A 16459-nucleotide genomic window follows, 5' to 3' on the forward strand; every position below is an offset into this window, starting at 1 on the left:
CGCGTGAGGGAGCACTGCCGGCCTGCGCACCCGGCTCACCGGCCTAAACGGCGGGTTCTCTCGCCGTCGGCCCGCAGTGCTGGTGGCGACGCGAGGATTCTTCCGGTGCGTGAAAGCATGATCGAGCCCCCAGCTCTCATGTTTCCCACTTCGGGAACACTCCGGACATCTCGTGTTCCCCCGGCCGAGACTAGGGGAGGTGCAAATGCGTCACAACCCGAGTTCGGTCCTCGTGAATCCGCTCGGTCGTCGGTGCTGGTCGGAGGGATTCCCGGGTGTGCAACTGGGCCGTTCGGCGGAGCGGTCGGGGCGGCGTTCGCTCTCGGCGTATAGCCGCCTTAGCACGGAATCCCGCAGGTCGCTCGGCCGTATGGCCCATCGGACCAGTGAATGATCAACCGTCAGCAACCTGTGATTGGCCACTGGGTACGGCCAGGTCGTGAGGCCCTGTTAGTGTTGCGGGCTGAACCCGGATGTCCTCCGGGTTGATTGGTCGTGGCTACCTACCTCGGCCTGCCAACTACCGCATGTGCCGGTCCCTGGGGGTCGGCAACGCTCAGGAGGTTCGCGTGCTCGGCGCATTCCGCTCGGCTCTCGCGACGCCGGATCTACGCAAGAAGATCCTCTTCACGCTCGGGATCATCATTGTGTACCGGCTTGGTGCGACCATGCCCGCGCCGGGCGTGTCCTTCAAGAACGTGCGGGCGTGCGCCGAAGCGCTCGAGGGCCAGAACATCTACTCGCTGATCAACCTGTTCAGCGGTGGTGCACTGCTCAACCTGTCCGTGTTCGCGCTGGGCATCATGCCCTACATCACCGCGAGCATCATCATCCAGCTGCTCACCGTGGTCATCCCGCGGTTCGAGCAGTTGAAGAAGGAAGGACAGGCCGGTCAGGGCAAGCTGACGCAGTACACGCGCTACCTGACGATCGGTCTCGCGATCCTGCAGTCGACCGGTCTCGTGGCGCTGGCGGTGCGCGGTCAGCTCTTCGGCGAGTGCGACCAGGACGTCATCCCCAACAAGGACAGCATCTTCACCCTCATCGTGCTGGTCATCACCATGACCGCCGGTACCTCGGTCATCATGTGGCTGGGTGAGCTGATCACGGAGAAGGGCATCGGCAACGGCATGTCGTTGCTGATCTTCACCGGCATCGCCGCCCGCATCCCGGCCGAGGGCAAGAACATCTGGGACAAGGACGAAAGCCGGATCACCTTCTTCCTCGTCCTGGCTGCTGCTCTCCTCATCATCGCGAGCGTCATCTACGTCGAGCAGGCCCAGCGCCGCATCCCGGTGCAGTACGCCAAGCGCATGATCGGCCGCCGCATGTACGGCGGCACGTCGACGTACCTCCCCCTCAAGGTGAACCAGGCCGGCGTCATCCCGGTCATCTTCGCCTCTTCGCTGCTGTACCTGCCGGACCTGATCGTGCGCCTGACCCAGGGCACCTCGACCGAGACGAACTGGTTCTCCACCTTCGTCCAGACCTACCTGGTCAAGCAGTCGAGCTGGGTGCACATCGCCTCGTACTTCCTGCTCATCGTCTTCTTCACGTACTTCTACGTCGGCATCACGTTCAACCCGGACGAGCGTGCGGACGAGATGAAGAAGTTCGGTGGCTTCATCCCCGGCATCCGCCCCGGTCGTCCCACCGCCGAGTACCTCAAGTTCGTCCTGGGTCGCATCACGCTCCCCGGTTCGCTCTACCTCGGCATCGTGGCGATCCTGCCGAACCTGTTCCTGGACCTGACCGGCGACGGCCAGAACCAGAACTTCCCGTTCGGCGGCACCGCGGTTCTGATCATGGTCGGTGTCGGTCTCGACACCGTGAAGCAGATCGAGAGCCAGCTCATGCAGCGCAATTACGAAGGGTTCCTCCGCTAGATGCGACTCGTTCTCGTTGGCCCGCCCGGTGCGGGCAAGGGCACCCAGGCCGAAGTTCTGAGCCGCAAGCTCGGCGTGCCGCACATCTCGACGGGCGACCTCTTCCGGTCACACATCAGCAACCAGACCGAGCTCGGGCTGGAGGTGCAGAGCATCCTCGACGAGGGCGCTCTCGTGCCGGACTCCATCACGAACGAGATGGTGCGCAAGCGCTTGGCCGAGGCCGACGCGGCGGACGGGTTCCTGCTCGACGGGTTCCCCCGCAACGTCGCCCAGGCCGACAAGCTGGGCGAGTTCCTGGCGGTCGGCGGCCACTCGCTCGACGCGGTGCTGGAGTTCCGGGTCGACGAGGACGTCGTGGTGGAGCGGCTGCTCGCACGCGGGCGCACGGACGACAAGGAAGACGTCATCCGGCACCGCCAGCAGGTGTACCGCAACGAGACCGCGCCGCTGCTGGACTACTACGCGGACAAGGTCATCTCCATCGACGCCGTCGGCGAGATCGACGAGATCAGCGAGCGGGCACTGGCCGCGCTGAACTCCCTGCGCGACGAGAAGTAGCAGTTGTACGAGGCGGGCTTCGGTGCTCGTCGGCCATCGGCCGACGTCACCGGAGCCCGTGTCCTTTGCCGGGGGACCACCCCGCCCTGTCGAGTCATTCGGTGAACGCATGAGCAAGATCGAGATCAAGACGCCCGGCCAGTTGCAGGCCATGCGCGCCGCCGGCCTGGTCGTGGCGCGGGCGCTGAAGAACGTCGTCGCCGCGGTGAAGCCCGGCGTCTCCACGTGGGAGCTCGACGAGATCGCCGAGCAGACCATCCGCGACGCCGGCGCCATCCCGTCGTTCAAGGGCTACCACGGCTTCCCGGCGAGCATCTGCGCGTCGGTGAACGACCAGATCGTCCACGGCATCCCCAGCAAGCAGCAGGTGCTGGCCGAGGGAGACCTGATCTCCATCGACTGCGGCGCGATCCTCGACGACTGGCACGGCGACTCGGCAGTCACGGTCGGCGTCGGCGAGCTGTCGCCCGCGGACCACAAGCTGTCCGAGGCGACCAGGCTGTCGATGCTCGCGGGCATCGCGGCCGCGGTGCCCGGCGGCAGGCTCACGGACATCTCGTTCGCCATCGAGACCTCGGCCATCGAGTCGGGCGAGCGCGACGGCATCGAGTACGGCATCGTCGCGGACTACGGCGGCCACGGCATCGGCACCAAGATGCACATGGACCCGTTCCTGCCGAACTACGGCAAGCCCGGCAAGGGCCCGAAGCTCAAGGTCGGCATGGCCATCGCGATCGAGCCGATGCTGACGCTCGGCACGGACGACTCGCAGGAGCTGGAGGACGGCTGGACCGTCATCACGCTCGACGGCACGCGTGCCGCGCACTGGGAGCACAGCGTCGCGATCACCGAGGACGGCCCCTGGGTGCTCACGGCACCCGAGGAGGACTGACGCCTCCATCGCTGGGAGAGCTGCGTCCGCGTTCGCCGGACCTTCGCTCTTCCGCGTGACAGCGGGGACACCCCACACCCCGAGAACAGCGTTCGAACGCAGCCCCGTTCGCCCTCCGGCGAACGGGGCTATTTCGTTTGCGCGCACGGATACGGTCGAGGTGACGAGCGAGTCCAATGCTTGGGGGGCATTGTGGGGGTAACCCGTTTCGTCCTGTCCGCCCTTCTGATTCCACTAGCAGGCTGTGCTGCCACGAAGCCGGCCACCGACTTCACCTACCAGGACGTGCCGGCGGAACGGATCGCCGACCGGCTCTTCCTCGCCGACCTCATAGCCGAGACCGAGGGCTGCGAGCCGCCGTTCTCCGACGTGGTGGTGAGGCGTCCGAACTTCACCGGCCCGCCACCTCCGGTCGACGGTGGTTGCGGCGGGAGCGTGCGTGCTGCCGCGCCGTGGGAGTACGTCAACGCCGTGAAACGCATCACGGCTCTCCACGACGTCGTCGTGCACGAGTGGCAGGCGCTGCTCCAGTCGGGTCCGGAGGCCGCCGAGACGCGGGCGACCGAGGCCACGCTGCTGCACTGCCTCGACCGGGCGGGGTTCACCCAGCTCGGGCCCGGCGACCCGAGTCTCGCGAGCTACGGGGTCGGATCCGGCGACCTCGCGCTCAACAACGCAGCTCAGAGGTGCTCCGACGAGACCGGCTACGGGTCGAGGACCGCCGCTCAACGCCTGCGCACGCTCAGGTCCGTGCTCGGCAGGCACGAGTCGGAGTTCAACGACGTCGAGCGCCTGCGACCGGTGCTCGAGCGGGGCGCGCTGCCCGACCAGGGCTCCGACCGGACCCGATTTGGGTTGCCGCTGTGAACTGCGTACACTGGTCAGGTGGCGCATCTGTCGCGCCGGTTCTGTCATGCCCTCGCAGGTGAGATCGAGCCGAGCTGGGACGCGCCCAAACGTATTTATCACCGTCACGAAACGCGGAGGACATGGGCAAGAAGGACGGGGCCATTGAGGTCGAGGGCCGCGTAGTCGAGCCGCTCCCCAACGCGATGTTCAGGGTCGAGTTGGAGAACGGTCACAAGGTACTCGCGCACATCAGCGGCAAGATGCGACAGCACTACATCCGCATCCTCCCTGAGGACCGGGTTGTCGTGGAGCTCTCGCCCTACGACCTGTCCCGCGGGCGCATCGTCTACCGCTACAAGTGACCTCCAGTAGCAGGAGATCTCAGGCGTGAAGGTTCAGCCGAGCGTCAAGAAGATCTGCGACAAGTGCAAGGTGATCCGCCGTCACGGCCGGGTCATGGTGATCTGCGAGAACCTGCGCCACAAGCAGCGCCAGGGCTGAGCAGTTCCACTCGCGCTCGTCGAGGTCTTTCGATGACGCAGTAACGAGAAGCCTCCTCGTACCTGCCGCACGCAGGGCTTCAAGCGTGCGGACACCCCCGGATTCCAGGCCGGGGCCGGGACACCGGCTGTGAGAGCAGCCGGAACGACACACAGCGAGTCAGTCACCGGAACTGGACGAGGAGCAGACCTGGAAGTAATCGACAGGAGTTAACCGCCACATGGCACGACTCGCTGGCGTCGACCTCCCCCGCGAAAAGCGGATGGAGATCGCGCTCACCTACATCTTCGGCATCGGTCGTACGCGCTCCAAGGAGCTGCTCGCCGCCACGGAGATCTCCCCGGACCTCCGGGTGAAGGATCTGACGGACGACGACCTCGCCAAGCTGCGGGACCACATCGAGACGAACTACAAGGTCGAGGGTGACCTCCGCCGTGAGGTTCAGGCCGACATCCGTCGCAAGATGGAGATCGGCTGCTACGAGGGTCTTCGGCACCGTCGCGGCCTGCCCGTTCGCGGTCAGCGCACCAAGACGAACGCTCGCACCCGCAAGGGTCCGAAGAAGACCGTCGCCGGCAAGAAGAAGGCCGGCAAGAAGTAAGACCTCGCGTCTACTGCCCTCAACTTAGGAGCTCGTTTTGCCACCGAAGTCCCGTCAGGGCGCCGGGGTCAAGAAGATCCGGCGCAAGGAAAAGAAGAACGTCTCGCACGGCCAGGCGCACATCAAGAGCACGTTCAACAACACCATCGTGTCCATCACGGACCCGCTGGGCAACGTGATCAGCTGGGCGTCCGCCGGCCACGTGGGTTTCAAGGGCTCGCGCAAGTCCACGCCGTTCGCGGCGCAGATGGCTGCCGAGAACGCCGCCCGCAAGGCCGCCGAGCACGGCATGCGCAAGGTGGACGTGTTCGTGAAGGGTCCCGGCTCCGGCCGTGAGACCGCGATCCGTTCGCTGCAGGCCGCCGGTCTCGAGGTCGGCACCATCCAGGACGTGACCCCGCAGCCCCACAACGGCTGCCGCCCGCCCAAGCGGCGCCGGGTCTGAGGCACGGGGAGGAGTAAGAACTAATGGCTCGTTACACGGGACCCGCGACGCGCATCTCGCGCCGCCTGAAGGTCGACCTCGTTGGTGGGGACCAGGCGTTCGAGCGCCGTCCGTACCCGCCCGGCCAGCACGGCCGTGGCCGGGTCAAGGAGTCCGAGTACCTGCTGCAGCTCCAGGAGAAGCAGAAGGCTCGTTACACCTACGGCGTTCTTGAGCGTCAGTTCGTCCGCTACTACAAGGAAGCGGTTCGTCGCCCGGGCAAGACCGGCGAGAACCTGCTCCAGATCCTCGAGGCCCGCCTCGACAACGTGGTGTACCGCGCGGGCCTCGCCCGCACGCGTCGCCAGGCTCGTCAGCTGGTTGCTCACGGTCACTTCCTGGTCAACGGCCACAAGGTGAACATCCCGAGCTACCAGGTGTCGAAGTTCGACATCATCGACGTGAAGCCGAAGTCCATGCCGACGCTGCCCTTCGAGGCTGCTCGCGCGTCCTTCGGTGACCGCCCGATTCCCGCTTGGCTGCAGGTCGTTCCCTCGAACCTGCGCATCCTCGTGCACCAGCTGCCCGAGCGCGCGCAGATCGACACGCCTGTCACCGAGCAGCTCATCGTCGAGCTCTACTCGAAGTGATCCTCTCCGGGCCACTGTCTGCTTTGGACGGTGGCTCGGGTCGGGTCCCGCATCGGCGCGAAGGGTGTGCCGAGTGCGTTTGCCGGTCCTCGCGGCTGGCTGTTGTTGACGGCGTCAAATAGCGGGCGTCGTTGCTGAAAGGAAGAACCCAGTGCTGATTTCCCAGCGCCCCTCGCTCGGCGAGGAAGCGGTCTCCGAGACCCGTTCCCGGTTCGTCATCGAACCGCTGGAGCCGGGCTTCGGTTACACGCTCGGCAACTCGATCCGCCGCACGCTGCTCTCGTCGATCCCCGGTGCTGCTGTCACGAGCATCCGCATCGACGGCGTGCTGCACGAGTTCACCACGGTTCCCGGGGTGAAGGAGGACGTCACCGACGTCATCCTGAACCTGAAGGAGCTCGTCGTCTCGTCCGAGGAGGACGAGCCGGTGACCATGTACCTGCGCAAGCAGGGCCCCGGTGTGGTGACCGCGGGCGACATCGTGCCTCCGGCCGGTGTCACCGTGCACAACCCCGACCTGCACATCGCGACCCTGAACGGCAAGGGGAAGCTGGAGATCGAGCTCGTCGTCGAGCGCGGTCGCGGCTACGTCCCGGCTGTCCAGAACAAGCAGGCGGGCGCCGAGATCGGCCGCATCCCCGTCGACTCGATCTACTCGCCTGTTCTCAAGGTGACGTACAAGGTCGAGGCGACTCGTGTCGAGCAGCGCACGGACTTCGACAAGCTGATCCTCGACGTGGAGACCAAGCCCTCGATCACCCCGAGGGACGCGGTTGCCTCCGCGGGCAAGACCCTGGTGGAGCTGTTCGGCCTCGCTCGCGAGCTGAACATCGACGCCGAGGGCATCGAGATCGGCCCGTCGCCGGCCGAAGCCGACACCATCGCCGCGTTCGCGATGCCTATCGAGGACCTGGACCTCACGGTCCGGTCTTACAACTGCTTGAAGCGGGAAGGCATCCACACCGTCGGTGAGCTCGTGTCGCGCAGCGAGGCGGACCTGCTGGACATCCGCAACTTCGGTGCGAAGTCGATCGACGAGGTCAAGATGAAGCTCGTCGGCCTCGGCCTCGCCCTGAAGGACTCGCCTCCTGGGTTCGACCCGTCCGCGGCTGCTGCCGACTACCACCCCGGTGACACGGGCTGGGGCGCCGGTGCCGGCCTGGACCCGCACGACGACGGTCAGGACTACGCGGAGACCGAGCAGCTCTGACGCTCTGATTCAGAGCTAGAGGATCTCTTTTAGTTACTACAGGAGCAAGCGATGCCCACCCCTACCAAGGGCCCACGGCTCGGTGGGTCTCCGGCGCACGAGCGGCTGCTGCTCGCCAACCTGGCGACGGCGCTGTTCCAGCACGGCCGGATCAAGACCACTGAGGCGAAGGCGAAGCGGCTGCGTCCGTACGCCGAGAAGATCATCTCCAAGGCCAAGGCCGGCGACCTGCACAACCGTCGCGAGATCATGAAGGTGATCCGCGACAAGGACGTCGTGCACAAGCTGATCGCCGAGATCGGTCCGTTCTTCAGCGACCGTTCCGGTGGCTACACCCGCATCACCAAGACGCTGGCGCGCAAGGGCGACAACGCCCCCATGGCCATCATCGAGCTGGTGCAGCAGAAGCTCGTCTCCACCGAGGCCGAGGCTGCGCGCAAGACCAAGTTCGCCAAGGACGAGAAGCCGGCCGCCGCCGAGGCCCCGGTCGTCGAGGCGGACGACGAGGTGAAGGACCAGGACGCCGAGGCGCCCGAGTCCGCCACCAAGGACGCCGCTGAGGAGCCCGCCGAGGGCGCCGAGGTCGCGGCTGAGGACAAGTCCGAGAAGGACAAGTCCTGAGCAGTCCGACTGCTGACGAGCCCGCCGTTCCCGCTTCCGGGGGCGGCGGGCTCGTTCGTGTGCGCTTCGACCTCGCCTACGACGGCACGGAGTTCTCCGGCTGGGCCCGCCAGCCGTCGCGCCGGACCGTGTGCGGCGTCCTGGAGGACACGCTGTCGATGGTGCTGCGCGAGGACGTGTCCCTGACCGTCGCCGGCCGCACCGACGCGGGCGTGCACGCCGCGGGCCAGGTGGCCCACGCTGATCTGCCCGAGTCGGTGGATGTTGCGGCCCTGCCCAAGCGGCTTGCCCGTGCGTTGCCGTCGGACGTGCGCGTGTTTTCGGCACGTGTGGTGCCTGCTGCTTTTGACGCTCGCTTTTCGGCATTGCGTCGGCATTACGAATACCGCGTCACGGACGCCGCTTTCGGCGCGCATCCGTTGCGGCGGTTGGACACGCTTGCCTGGCCCCGGCCGCTGGACGTTCCCGCGATGAACGTCGCCGCCGAGTTGTTGTTGGGGGAGCACGACTTTTGTGCTTTTTGCAAGCGGCGTGAGGGTGCTACGACCATTCGTGAGTTGCAGCGGCTCGAGTTGGTGCGGTCTGCGGAGGACGGTGTCGTCACGGCGTTCGTGTCCGCCGATGCGTTCTGCCACTCGATGGTCCGGTCGTTGATCGGGGCTTTGCTGGCTGTGGGGGAGGGGCGGAAGGCTGTTGAGTGGCCTGCGTCCCTGTTGTCGTTGACCGGGCGGGCCTCCGGGGTGGCTGTGGCTCCTGCCCACGGGTTGTCCCTGGTCCGGGTGGATTTTCCTGAGGATGCGGAGTTGGCGGCTCGGGCTGAGGCGACTCGGCGGGTTCGCACTCTGGACCGGTGATGCGCGCCGGGTCGTGTCGGCGCGGCTCGGGGTTGGTGGGACGCCTGGTGCACCTGGCCGGCGTCTGGCGGTTGGCCGGCGACTGGCGAGCGCCTGGCGGTTGGCCGGGTCGCGTTGTGCGGCTCTCCGGTTGAGGTGACGCCTGCGTCAGACTGCTCCTGGCCCGGCGCGGTTCCGCTCCACCTGTCCGCCGTGCCTGCCCAGCCCTCTCATCCCGTCTCCACGCACCCCGGCGTCGCTCCCCCTTCTCCCCACCACTGGGAGGAGCCCCCGGCGGGTGCCGGGGGCTCCTGGTGGTGCGGCTGAGAGGATCGGGGGCTCAGAGGTCGAGCGTCCACGAGTCGATGGTGCCCGTGTCCTGGCGGTAGAGGTCGCGCACCCGCAGCTGCCAGGTGCCGTTCGCGTCCTCGGTCGAGACGTTCACGGTGTAGGTGGCGTTGAGGTTGTCGGCGCTGTCCGAGCCGTTGCCCACCTTGAGGGTCTTCACCGCGCCCGAGGGGGCGATGAGGGCCACTTCGAGGTCACCGCGGTAGGTGTGGGTGATGGCGACCTTCACGGTGGCGGTGGCGCCTGCCTTGCCGTTGCAGTCGGCGATGGTGATCGGGGACTTGATCTCGCCCGCGTCCGGGATGGCGGTGACGGCGTCGTTGGTGATGGCGGGGCACTGGCCGGGCGGGTTGCCGGGGGCCGTGCCGGTGATGTGGAGCAGCTTGTTCGGGGAGCCGGTGCCGGGCGAGGTGACCACGTCGGAGGTGGCGTTGTCGACCAGGGCGTCGCGGACCTGCTGCGGGGTGGCGGTGGGGCTGGAGCCGAGGTAGACGGCGGCCGCGCCCACGACGTGCGGGGTGGCCATCGAGGTGCCGCTGATGGTGTTGGTGGCGTCGTCGTTCGTCAGCCAGGCGCTCGTGATGTCGCGGCCGGGGGCGAAGATGTCGAGGCAGGTGCCGAGGTTCGAGAAGCTCGAACGGGCGTCCGTGCGGTCCGTGGAGCCGACCGTGATGGCTTCCGGGGTGCGGGCCGGCGAGGTGTTGCAGGCGTTGCCGCCGCTGTCGTTGCCCGCTGCGAGGCCGTAGGTCACGCCTGCGGCGATGGAGCGGGAGACGGCGTCGTCGACGGTCTGGTTGGCGCCGCCGCCCAGCGACATGTTGGCCACCGCGGGCTTGCGGGCCGGGTTGGCCTGGACGTCCGCGGTGACCCAGTCGATGCCCGCGATGACGCCCGCGAACGTGCCGGAGCCCGAGCAGTTCAGGACTCGGACGGCGACGAGCTTCACGTCCTTCGCGACGCCGAACCTCGTGCCGCCGACGGTGCCCGCGACGTGGGTTCCGTGGCCGTTGCAGTCGGAGGCGTCGGCATCGTTGTCAACGGTGTCCGTTCCGGACACGGCGCGGCCGCCGAAGTCGGTGTGGGTGAGGCGGATGCCGGTGTCGATGATGTACGCCGTGACGCCCGCGCCGCGGTTCGGGTAGGTGTAGCTGTTGTCCAGCGGGAGCGCTCGCTGGTCGATGCGGTCGAGGCCCCAGGACGGGGTCGGCGCCTGCGTTTCGGAGATGCGGACTTCGCCGTCCTGTTCGACGTAGGCGACGGCCGGGTCCGCGGCGAGGCGCTTGGCCTGCGATTCGGACATCTGCGCCGAGAAACCGCGCAAAGCGGACTTGTACGAGTGCTTCACCTTGGCGCCGTACTTAGCGCTGAGGTCGTCCGTGCTCGTGGTGCTGAAGTCCTTCAGCACCACGATGTAGCTGTCCTTGACGGAGTTGGGCGCACCGAGGTTGCGAATCTCCCCCTCGGGCGCAGCGGTGGCGGAGACGGACGACAGGACGAGCGCAGTGCCCGCCACCAGCCCGATTCCAGCCGCTCGTCTGGCCCACGATTCTCCCATAGCAGCAAGCTCCCTCGTCGCAGGGTTGTGCAGTGAGAATTTTCTTAGTGGTGCGGACTGAATGCGCACAAGACGGTCCACGACATTGCCATCGAATGGCGAATCCACAGATTTGCGGGTGGCTGTGAACCGGTTGCTGCGGCTGATCTCTTTACAAAACAATTGCGCCCCGAACGATGAACCGTTCGGGGCGCATGTTTCGCCTATTCGGACACGGCACTCAATCGCCGCGGCGGACGGCTCCGAGGATCTGCTGCTCACCGGGCGTCGTGTACAGGCGCAGGTGCGCCCACATGTCCTGGCCCATCGCGATGACCTGGTCGTCCTTCAACTGGGTCAGCTGCTGGAACATCTGCGGGCGCAGGCGCCACATCTGGCCGGCCAGCTGCGCCTGACCCATCGGGAGGCGCTGCAGCAGCACGAGGTCCGCGTTGTTCGCCGTGGACGACGCCTGCGGGTGCAGGTACGGCAGCACGTACATCGTGGTCTGCCACGCCGCCCGCGGCGGGAACAGCTCCTGCGGGACGTGGCCGCCGTCGTGGATCACCAGCAGCGGCATGTCCTCGGTCGGGCGCGGGAGGTCCGCCGGGGACAGTCGGCGCAACTGGACCAGTTGAGACGGTCGCCCGTCCGGGCCCTGGCCCGCGGCGCGCACGACCGGCTGCCACGCCTGCGGGCGGCCCGTCGCGATGATGATCCACGCACCGGTCGCCATGGCGCGCAACGCGATCTGGCGGGCCAGGTAGAGGCCGCCCACGACCACCATGCGGGTCGGCGTCGGGCGCAGGACGGACACGCTGAGCGGCTCGCCCTTCGTGCCCTGGCCGAGCATCATGCCGCCGCGGTCGCCACTCGGGCTGACCAGGTCGAGCATGGCCGGCGACACCAGGAACTCCGGTGCCACCGCGCCGCGGCCGCGCGAGTCGAGCAGACGGGACGACGAGCTCATGCCACACCTCCCAGCGGCAGCGTCGCGGCGAGGCCCGCGAGCTGCATGCCCCGCAACGGGGTCAGCGTGATGTCGAGCTTGTCACCCAGCTTCGACAGCTGGTCCTCGGCCCTGTCGAGTTCGCTCGGCGTGCGGGCGCTCACCCGCACCAGGCCGCGCAGCGAGACCTGACCGTCCTCACGCGACGGTGAGATGGACATCGCGAGCGTGGACGAGAGAGCGCGCACACCGGTCAGCGAGTTCAGGTTGCCCTTGAGGCCCTTGGACGGCCAGCCGGTGATCGCGTAGCTCGCGTGACCGACGCCACCCGCGGTGACGCCCTTCCACTTCTCCCGCAGCGACACGGGGTTCGTGCCACCTACCGCCGCGGTCAGCTCGGCCGACGAGATCGCCGCGCGCAGCAGCTCGTCCGAGTCGAGGGGGCGGATCGTGACGCCGGCGGACTCCAGGGCGTTGCGGACGCGGGACAACGCGCCGATCAGCGCCCGGTGCGCGCCGACGACGCCGCCGCCGCGCTCCCGGATCGCCTCGCCGCAGCGGCGCGGGTCCAGCCGGACCGTGATCCACGTGGTGCGCCGGGCCGCCGCGGGCAGCGGGCCGAGCACCTCCATGTACGAGCTGACGGCCGGGGAGTTCGGCGGAAGTGCCGCGCTGCCGGGGTAGCAGTGCCAGATCACGGTGATCGCGTCGAGCACGACACCGCGGTCCTCGAGGCACGGTGTGAGCGCTCCCAGCGGCAGCGACGGCGCCGAGCCGACCGCGGAGATCAGCGGCGGCGTCGGGTCGACCAGCAGCACCGCGGTCCACACGCCGTCGTGCCACGACAGCGCGAGCGGACGGCGTTCGTGGTCGACGCCCTTCGCGATCACCAGGTCCGGGATCGCCAGGCGCAGCAACGCGACGCGCGGGTCCTCCGGGCCGAGCACCTGCATCTCGTCGTCACCGGGCTTGGACTCCTGCTGCTCCGCGCGCTTCGCGGTGCGGCTGTGCGACCGGAAGTTGTAGCGCAGGCGGATGCCGATCCACTGGGTGAGCCAGCGGCCACGCGAACGGGTGAACGCCAGGATCAGTGCGACGAGGAGCACACCGCCCGCGATCGAGACGGAGACGACGTTCAGCGCGTCGCCCTGCTTCACGCCCATGATCGCCAGCACGAGGAGGGCGATGGCGAGACCGACCTCGATCGTGACTACGTTCGACACGGGCAACGAGCCGAGGCTCACACCCGCTGCTCTGCGACGGACACGCCCGACCGGACGCGGAGGCGCGGGTGCCTGCTGGCCAGGAGGACCCCCAGGTCCCTGCGGCCGTGCCATCCCTGGGTTGGGCCGGGGCGGATGTGGAGTGGTCACGGACATCCGTTGTGGTCTCTTTCCCCTCGATGGTTCGGTGGGCTTGGCGAACCGGCCCACGAAGCAACCTGCGTCCGGCTATCCTGCCGAACCGTACCGCGACTGGGAGAGCAGCGAGCCGAGAATGGCATCAACACCCACCACCAAGTCACAGGTCCAGGCCTACCAATTCGTCCTGCGGCGGATGCAGTCTGCTCTGGTCCGCAGAGACGCCGTGATGTTGCACGACCCCATGCGCAACCACTCGCGTGCGACAGCGGTGGGTGTGGTCCTGGGTGTCGTCGGTTTGCTCGGCTTCCTGATCGTCGGGCTCTTCAGCCCGGCGCCGAAGCTCGACGACCAGACGCAGATCGCCATCAGCAAGGAGACCGGCCAGGTCTACGTCGTCGACAACGCGCCGCGGCGGTTGATCCCGATGACGAACCTCGCGTCGGCCCGGCTGCTCTGGTACTCGCGCAACAACCCCGACGCGCAGCAGGGCCAGGTCGGCGGTGACGCGCCGGGCGGCACCGCGGGAGCCCCGCAGGAGGCCGCCGGCGGCGCCCCGAAGCTCGTGAGCGAGAAGGCGCTGGCGAGCCTGCCGCGCGGCAGGCTCACGGGTCTGCCGGACGCGCCGGACGTGCTGCCGCCGGGCGACATGCGGATCGACGCGCAGTGGTCGGTCTGCGACACCCTCGACCTAGACGAGTTCCGCGAGAACCAGGCGGCGGAGAACCAGATCAAGACCTCCGTGATCGCGGGCGTCAGCGAGGGCAACCCGCAGCTCGGCGACGAGGCGGTGCTCGTGCAGCAGCGCACCGGCGCCAAGAAGGCCTACCTGATCTACAAGAAGCCGGACAGCCGCACCGACATCTCGTCGTCGACCGTCCGCGCCGAGGTGGACCTCAAGAACGACAAGGTCGTCAACGCCCTCAAGCTGACCGGCAAGCAGGCCCGCTCGATCAGCACCGCGCTGCTCACCACGATCCCCGAGGTCTCCCCGCTGGCCGCGCCGCAGATCCCGAACCAGGGCAAGCAGGCCACCTACGTCACCGAGACCAAGGTCAACATCGGGGACGTGATCCGGGTCGAGCGGCAGGGCGGCCTCGAGTCCATGGTGGTGCTGGAGGACGGCTTCCAGACCGTCGACGAGACCGTCGGTGACCTGCTGCGCTGGTCGTACGCGAACAACAAGGAGTCGGTGCTGCTCTCGCCGAGCACGGTCTCGAACCGGCAGGCGCCGACGAACCCGCTCAAGCTCGACTCCTACCCGAAGAAGATCCCCAGCACGCTCGAGGCGAACGCCGGCAACACCGTCCTGTGCCTCGGCTGGAAGGCCGACAACTTCACCGAGCAGACCAAGGCCGAGCACACCACGGTCACGATCGGCTCGCGGCTGCCCGGCCCGAAGGACATGACGCCGGTCGAGCTGAACGCGGCGGGCGCGTCCGGTGAGATCGTCGACGAGTTCCTGATGATGCCGGGCAAGGCCGCCGTCGTGCGGGCGAGCCAGGGCAAGGGCGACTTCGGCACCGGTCCGGTCCAGATCGTCACGGGCCGCGGCGTGCGCTACGGCGTGCCGGACGCGGGCACCGCGACGGCGCTGGGTCTCGACGGGACGTTCCCGCCGGCACCGAACCAGATCCTGAGCCTGCTGCCGATGGGGCCGCAGCTCAACAAGAACGAGGCCAACCGCAGCTACGACTCGATCCCGGCTCCGGGCGGCACCCTCAAGGACCCGCAGGCGGCCACCCAGAAGTAGCTCGCCGGGAAGTGGCGGAACCACTCCGGGTGCATCATCGTCGAAACGGACGAATGCACCCGGAGTTTTTGTTTGGGGGACTGAGTCTTGGCCGGTCGGATCAGCGTCGACGCGGCGTGGCTGGAGAAGTACGCCGACCGCATCGACGGCACGACGGACGACCTGCGGCGCGTGCGGGACGCCATGAAGGTGTCCCCGCTGCGCCCGGAGTCGTTCGGCGAGATCGGCAGAACCGCCGGTACCGCACAGGGGTACGCGCGGGCGGCCGAACTGCTCAACTCGCAGCTCGCCCGTGCCTGCGACACCCTCGAGGCGGCCGCCCGGGGTCTGCACGCCGTCGCGGAGCAGTACGGGCACGGCGACGACGAGGGCGTGCAGGCCATCAAGAAGGCCGACCGGCGGTAGGGGGCCCGTGATGGTGACCAAGGACGGCAAGCGGATCGCGGCCGAGGTCGGTCCCGAGCTCGACTACCTCTCGCGGGTCAGCCGCGAGCTCGGTGTCGTGGACCTCGTGCACGACTTCTTCGACCCGCTGGTGGGCGACTGGAACGACCTGCGCGAGGAAGCGGAGCGCTGGCGCAAGGCGGCGAAGGTGACCGAGGCCGTCACCGAGCACGTCTCCGCGCCGCTGGGCGGGGTCGACGCGCGGTGGGAGGGCAAGGACGCCGACGCGTTCCTCGACCACATGCGCAGGGTCGGGCTCGCGGGCGGGGACATGTCCGACGCGATGAACGCCATGGCGGACGCGCTGGAGGAGACCGCGGACGGCGTGCGCGTGATCGTGCAGGACATGGCGCACGTGCTCGCCGACGTCGCCGACTCGGTGTCCGGCACGGCCTCGTTGCCGCTCGGCGGCGACCAGCGGGCGGTCAGGCACATCGAGGAGGTCGCGCACCCGGTCCGCGAGCTGCACGAGTCGGCGCGGCAGGTGCTGGAGGCCTTCCTGAAGCTGTGCGACGGGGTTTCCGGTGAGGCGGACGGTTTCGGTGCCGTGCGCATGGAGCACCGCTACCCCGAGCAGAACTGGACCTACACGGCGCCTTCCACGCCCGAGACCAAGATGCCCGAACCCGCCAGGGCTTCGGCCACCGCGGCCGCGAGCACCGGTGCCTCACCGGGTGGCGCGGTCGGCGGTGGTGGCGGCCGTGTCGGTGGCGGGGTGGGCGGTTCGGCCGGCACTCCCGCGGCGGCCGAGCAGCCGATGCAGTTCGGTGGCGCCACGGGCGTCGCTGAGCAGGTTCCGGCTGCCGACAGGGGTGCGAGTGCCGGACAGGCCGCCGCGGCCGCTGGTGGCCGTTCTGGGGCCGCTCCCGGTGGCATGGGGATGATGGGCGGCATGGCGCCGATGATGGGTGCCATGGGCGGGCAGCAGGGCGGCGGCGACAAGGAGCACAAGCCGAAGCAGCGGATCACCGGTTCCATCGAGGACCTGCTCGGCAAGCCCAAGAAGGCGGCGCCCAAGTCGATCGGCGACGACTGACACCTG

18 protein-coding genes are annotated in these 16459 nt (G+C 68.2%); 15 read left to right on the top strand and 3 right to left on the bottom strand.

Going from position 1 to position 16459, the window contains the following annotated elements; translation table 11 throughout:
• Window positions 1–569 precede the first annotated feature (569 nt).
• The 12 genes from secY (at window position 570) to truA (ending at window position 9049) form a co-directional block, all read left to right on the top strand.
• Window positions 570–1886, top strand: a complete 1317-nt coding sequence (secY, locus tag ND450_RS35845; RefSeq protein ID WP_089915265.1) for a preprotein translocase subunit SecY — start codon at window positions 570–572, stop codon at window positions 1884–1886.
• A complete protein-coding gene (locus ND450_RS35850; RefSeq protein WP_089915262.1) occupies window positions 1887–2447 on the top strand; it encodes an adenylate kinase in 561 nt (186 codons plus the stop codon).
• 109 nt (window positions 2448–2556) lie between these two features.
• Window positions 2557–3339, top strand: a complete 783-nt coding sequence (map, locus tag ND450_RS35855; protein WP_253322650.1) for a type I methionyl aminopeptidase — start codon at window positions 2557–2559, stop codon at window positions 3337–3339.
• Between the two features lie 285 nt (window positions 3340–3624).
• Entirely contained in the window at window positions 3625–4206 is a 582-nt protein-coding gene (locus ND450_RS35860; protein WP_253322651.1) for a hypothetical protein, read from the top strand.
• Window positions 4207–4328: 122 nt separating this feature from the next.
• Window positions 4329–4550: a translation initiation factor IF-1 gene (infA, locus tag ND450_RS35865; protein ID WP_005166804.1), complete on the top strand. Its 222-nt coding sequence runs from the start codon at window positions 4329–4331 to the stop codon at window positions 4548–4550.
• 25 nt (window positions 4551–4575) lie between these two features.
• Complete coding sequence (rpmJ, locus tag ND450_RS35870; RefSeq protein ID WP_010148647.1) at window positions 4576–4689, top strand: 50S ribosomal protein L36; 114 nt, start codon at window positions 4576–4578, stop codon at window positions 4687–4689.
• 220 nt (window positions 4690–4909) lie between these two features.
• Window positions 4910–5290, top strand: a complete 381-nt coding sequence (rpsM, locus tag ND450_RS35875) for a 30S ribosomal protein S13 (protein ID WP_089915254.1) — start codon at window positions 4910–4912, stop codon at window positions 5288–5290.
• 37 nt (window positions 5291–5327) lie between these two features.
• Window positions 5328–5735, top strand: coding sequence for a 30S ribosomal protein S11 (gene rpsK / locus ND450_RS35880; RefSeq protein ID WP_065915981.1), 408 nt, complete (start codon window positions 5328–5330; stop codon window positions 5733–5735).
• A gap of 23 nt (window positions 5736–5758) precedes the next feature.
• Complete coding sequence (gene rpsD / locus ND450_RS35885) at window positions 5759–6364, top strand: 30S ribosomal protein S4 (RefSeq protein ID WP_089915251.1); 606 nt, start codon at window positions 5759–5761, stop codon at window positions 6362–6364.
• A 151-nt stretch (window positions 6365–6515) separates the two neighbouring features.
• Window positions 6516–7574, top strand: coding sequence for a DNA-directed RNA polymerase subunit alpha (locus ND450_RS35890; RefSeq protein WP_089915248.1), 1059 nt, complete (start codon window positions 6516–6518; stop codon window positions 7572–7574).
• A 51-nt stretch (window positions 7575–7625) separates the two neighbouring features.
• Window positions 7626–8195 carry a 50S ribosomal protein L17 gene (gene rplQ / locus ND450_RS35895; protein ID WP_089915245.1) on the top strand — a complete coding sequence of 190 codons (570 nt, stop codon included), beginning with the start codon at window positions 7626–7628 and terminating at the stop codon, window positions 8193–8195.
• 59 nt (window positions 8196–8254) lie between these two features.
• Complete coding sequence (gene truA, locus ND450_RS35900) at window positions 8255–9049, top strand: tRNA pseudouridine(38-40) synthase TruA (protein ID WP_253322652.1); 795 nt, start codon at window positions 8255–8257, stop codon at window positions 9047–9049.
• A gap of 319 nt (window positions 9050–9368) precedes the next feature.
• On the opposite strand, the gene ND450_RS35905 is transcribed toward truA, so the two are convergent.
• The 3 genes from ND450_RS35905 to eccE all read right to left on the bottom strand — a co-directional run bounded on the left by ND450_RS35905 (window position 9369) and on the right by eccE (window position 13082).
• A complete protein-coding gene (locus ND450_RS35905; RefSeq protein ID WP_253322653.1) occupies window positions 9369–10931 on the bottom strand; it encodes a S8 family peptidase in 1563 nt (520 codons plus the stop codon).
• Between the two features lie 220 nt (window positions 10932–11151).
• Entirely contained in the window at window positions 11152–11880 is a 729-nt protein-coding gene (locus tag ND450_RS35910; RefSeq protein WP_253322654.1) for a hypothetical protein, read from the bottom strand.
• A complete protein-coding gene (eccE, locus tag ND450_RS35915; protein WP_245786105.1) occupies window positions 11877–13082 on the bottom strand; it encodes a type VII secretion protein EccE in 1206 nt (401 codons plus the stop codon). The genes ND450_RS35910 and eccE overlap by 4 nt, the downstream gene beginning before the upstream one ends.
• Before the next feature lie 274 nt (window positions 13083–13356).
• On the opposite strand from eccE, the gene eccB reads away from it, so the two are divergent.
• The 3 genes from eccB to ND450_RS35930 all read left to right on the top strand — a co-directional run bounded on the left by eccB (window position 13357) and on the right by ND450_RS35930 (window position 16453).
• Window positions 13357–14973, top strand: coding sequence for a type VII secretion protein EccB (gene eccB, locus ND450_RS35920; RefSeq protein ID WP_253322655.1), 1617 nt, complete (start codon window positions 13357–13359; stop codon window positions 14971–14973).
• Window positions 14974–15060: 87 nt separating this feature from the next.
• Window positions 15061–15378: a type VII secretion target gene (locus tag ND450_RS35925; protein WP_089915225.1), complete on the top strand. Its 318-nt coding sequence runs from the start codon at window positions 15061–15063 to the stop codon at window positions 15376–15378.
• Between the two features lie 10 nt (window positions 15379–15388).
• On the top strand, window positions 15389–16453 hold the full coding sequence (locus ND450_RS35930) for a WXG100 family type VII secretion target (protein ID WP_253322656.1): 1065 nt from the start codon (window positions 15389–15391) through the stop codon (window positions 16451–16453).
• The last annotated feature ends 6 nt before the right edge of the window (window positions 16454–16459 follow it).

The sequence above is a fragment of the Lentzea sp. HUAS12 genome, from assembly GCF_024125735.1.
GTDB lineage: Bacteria > Actinomycetota > Actinomycetes > Mycobacteriales > Pseudonocardiaceae > Lentzea > Lentzea albida.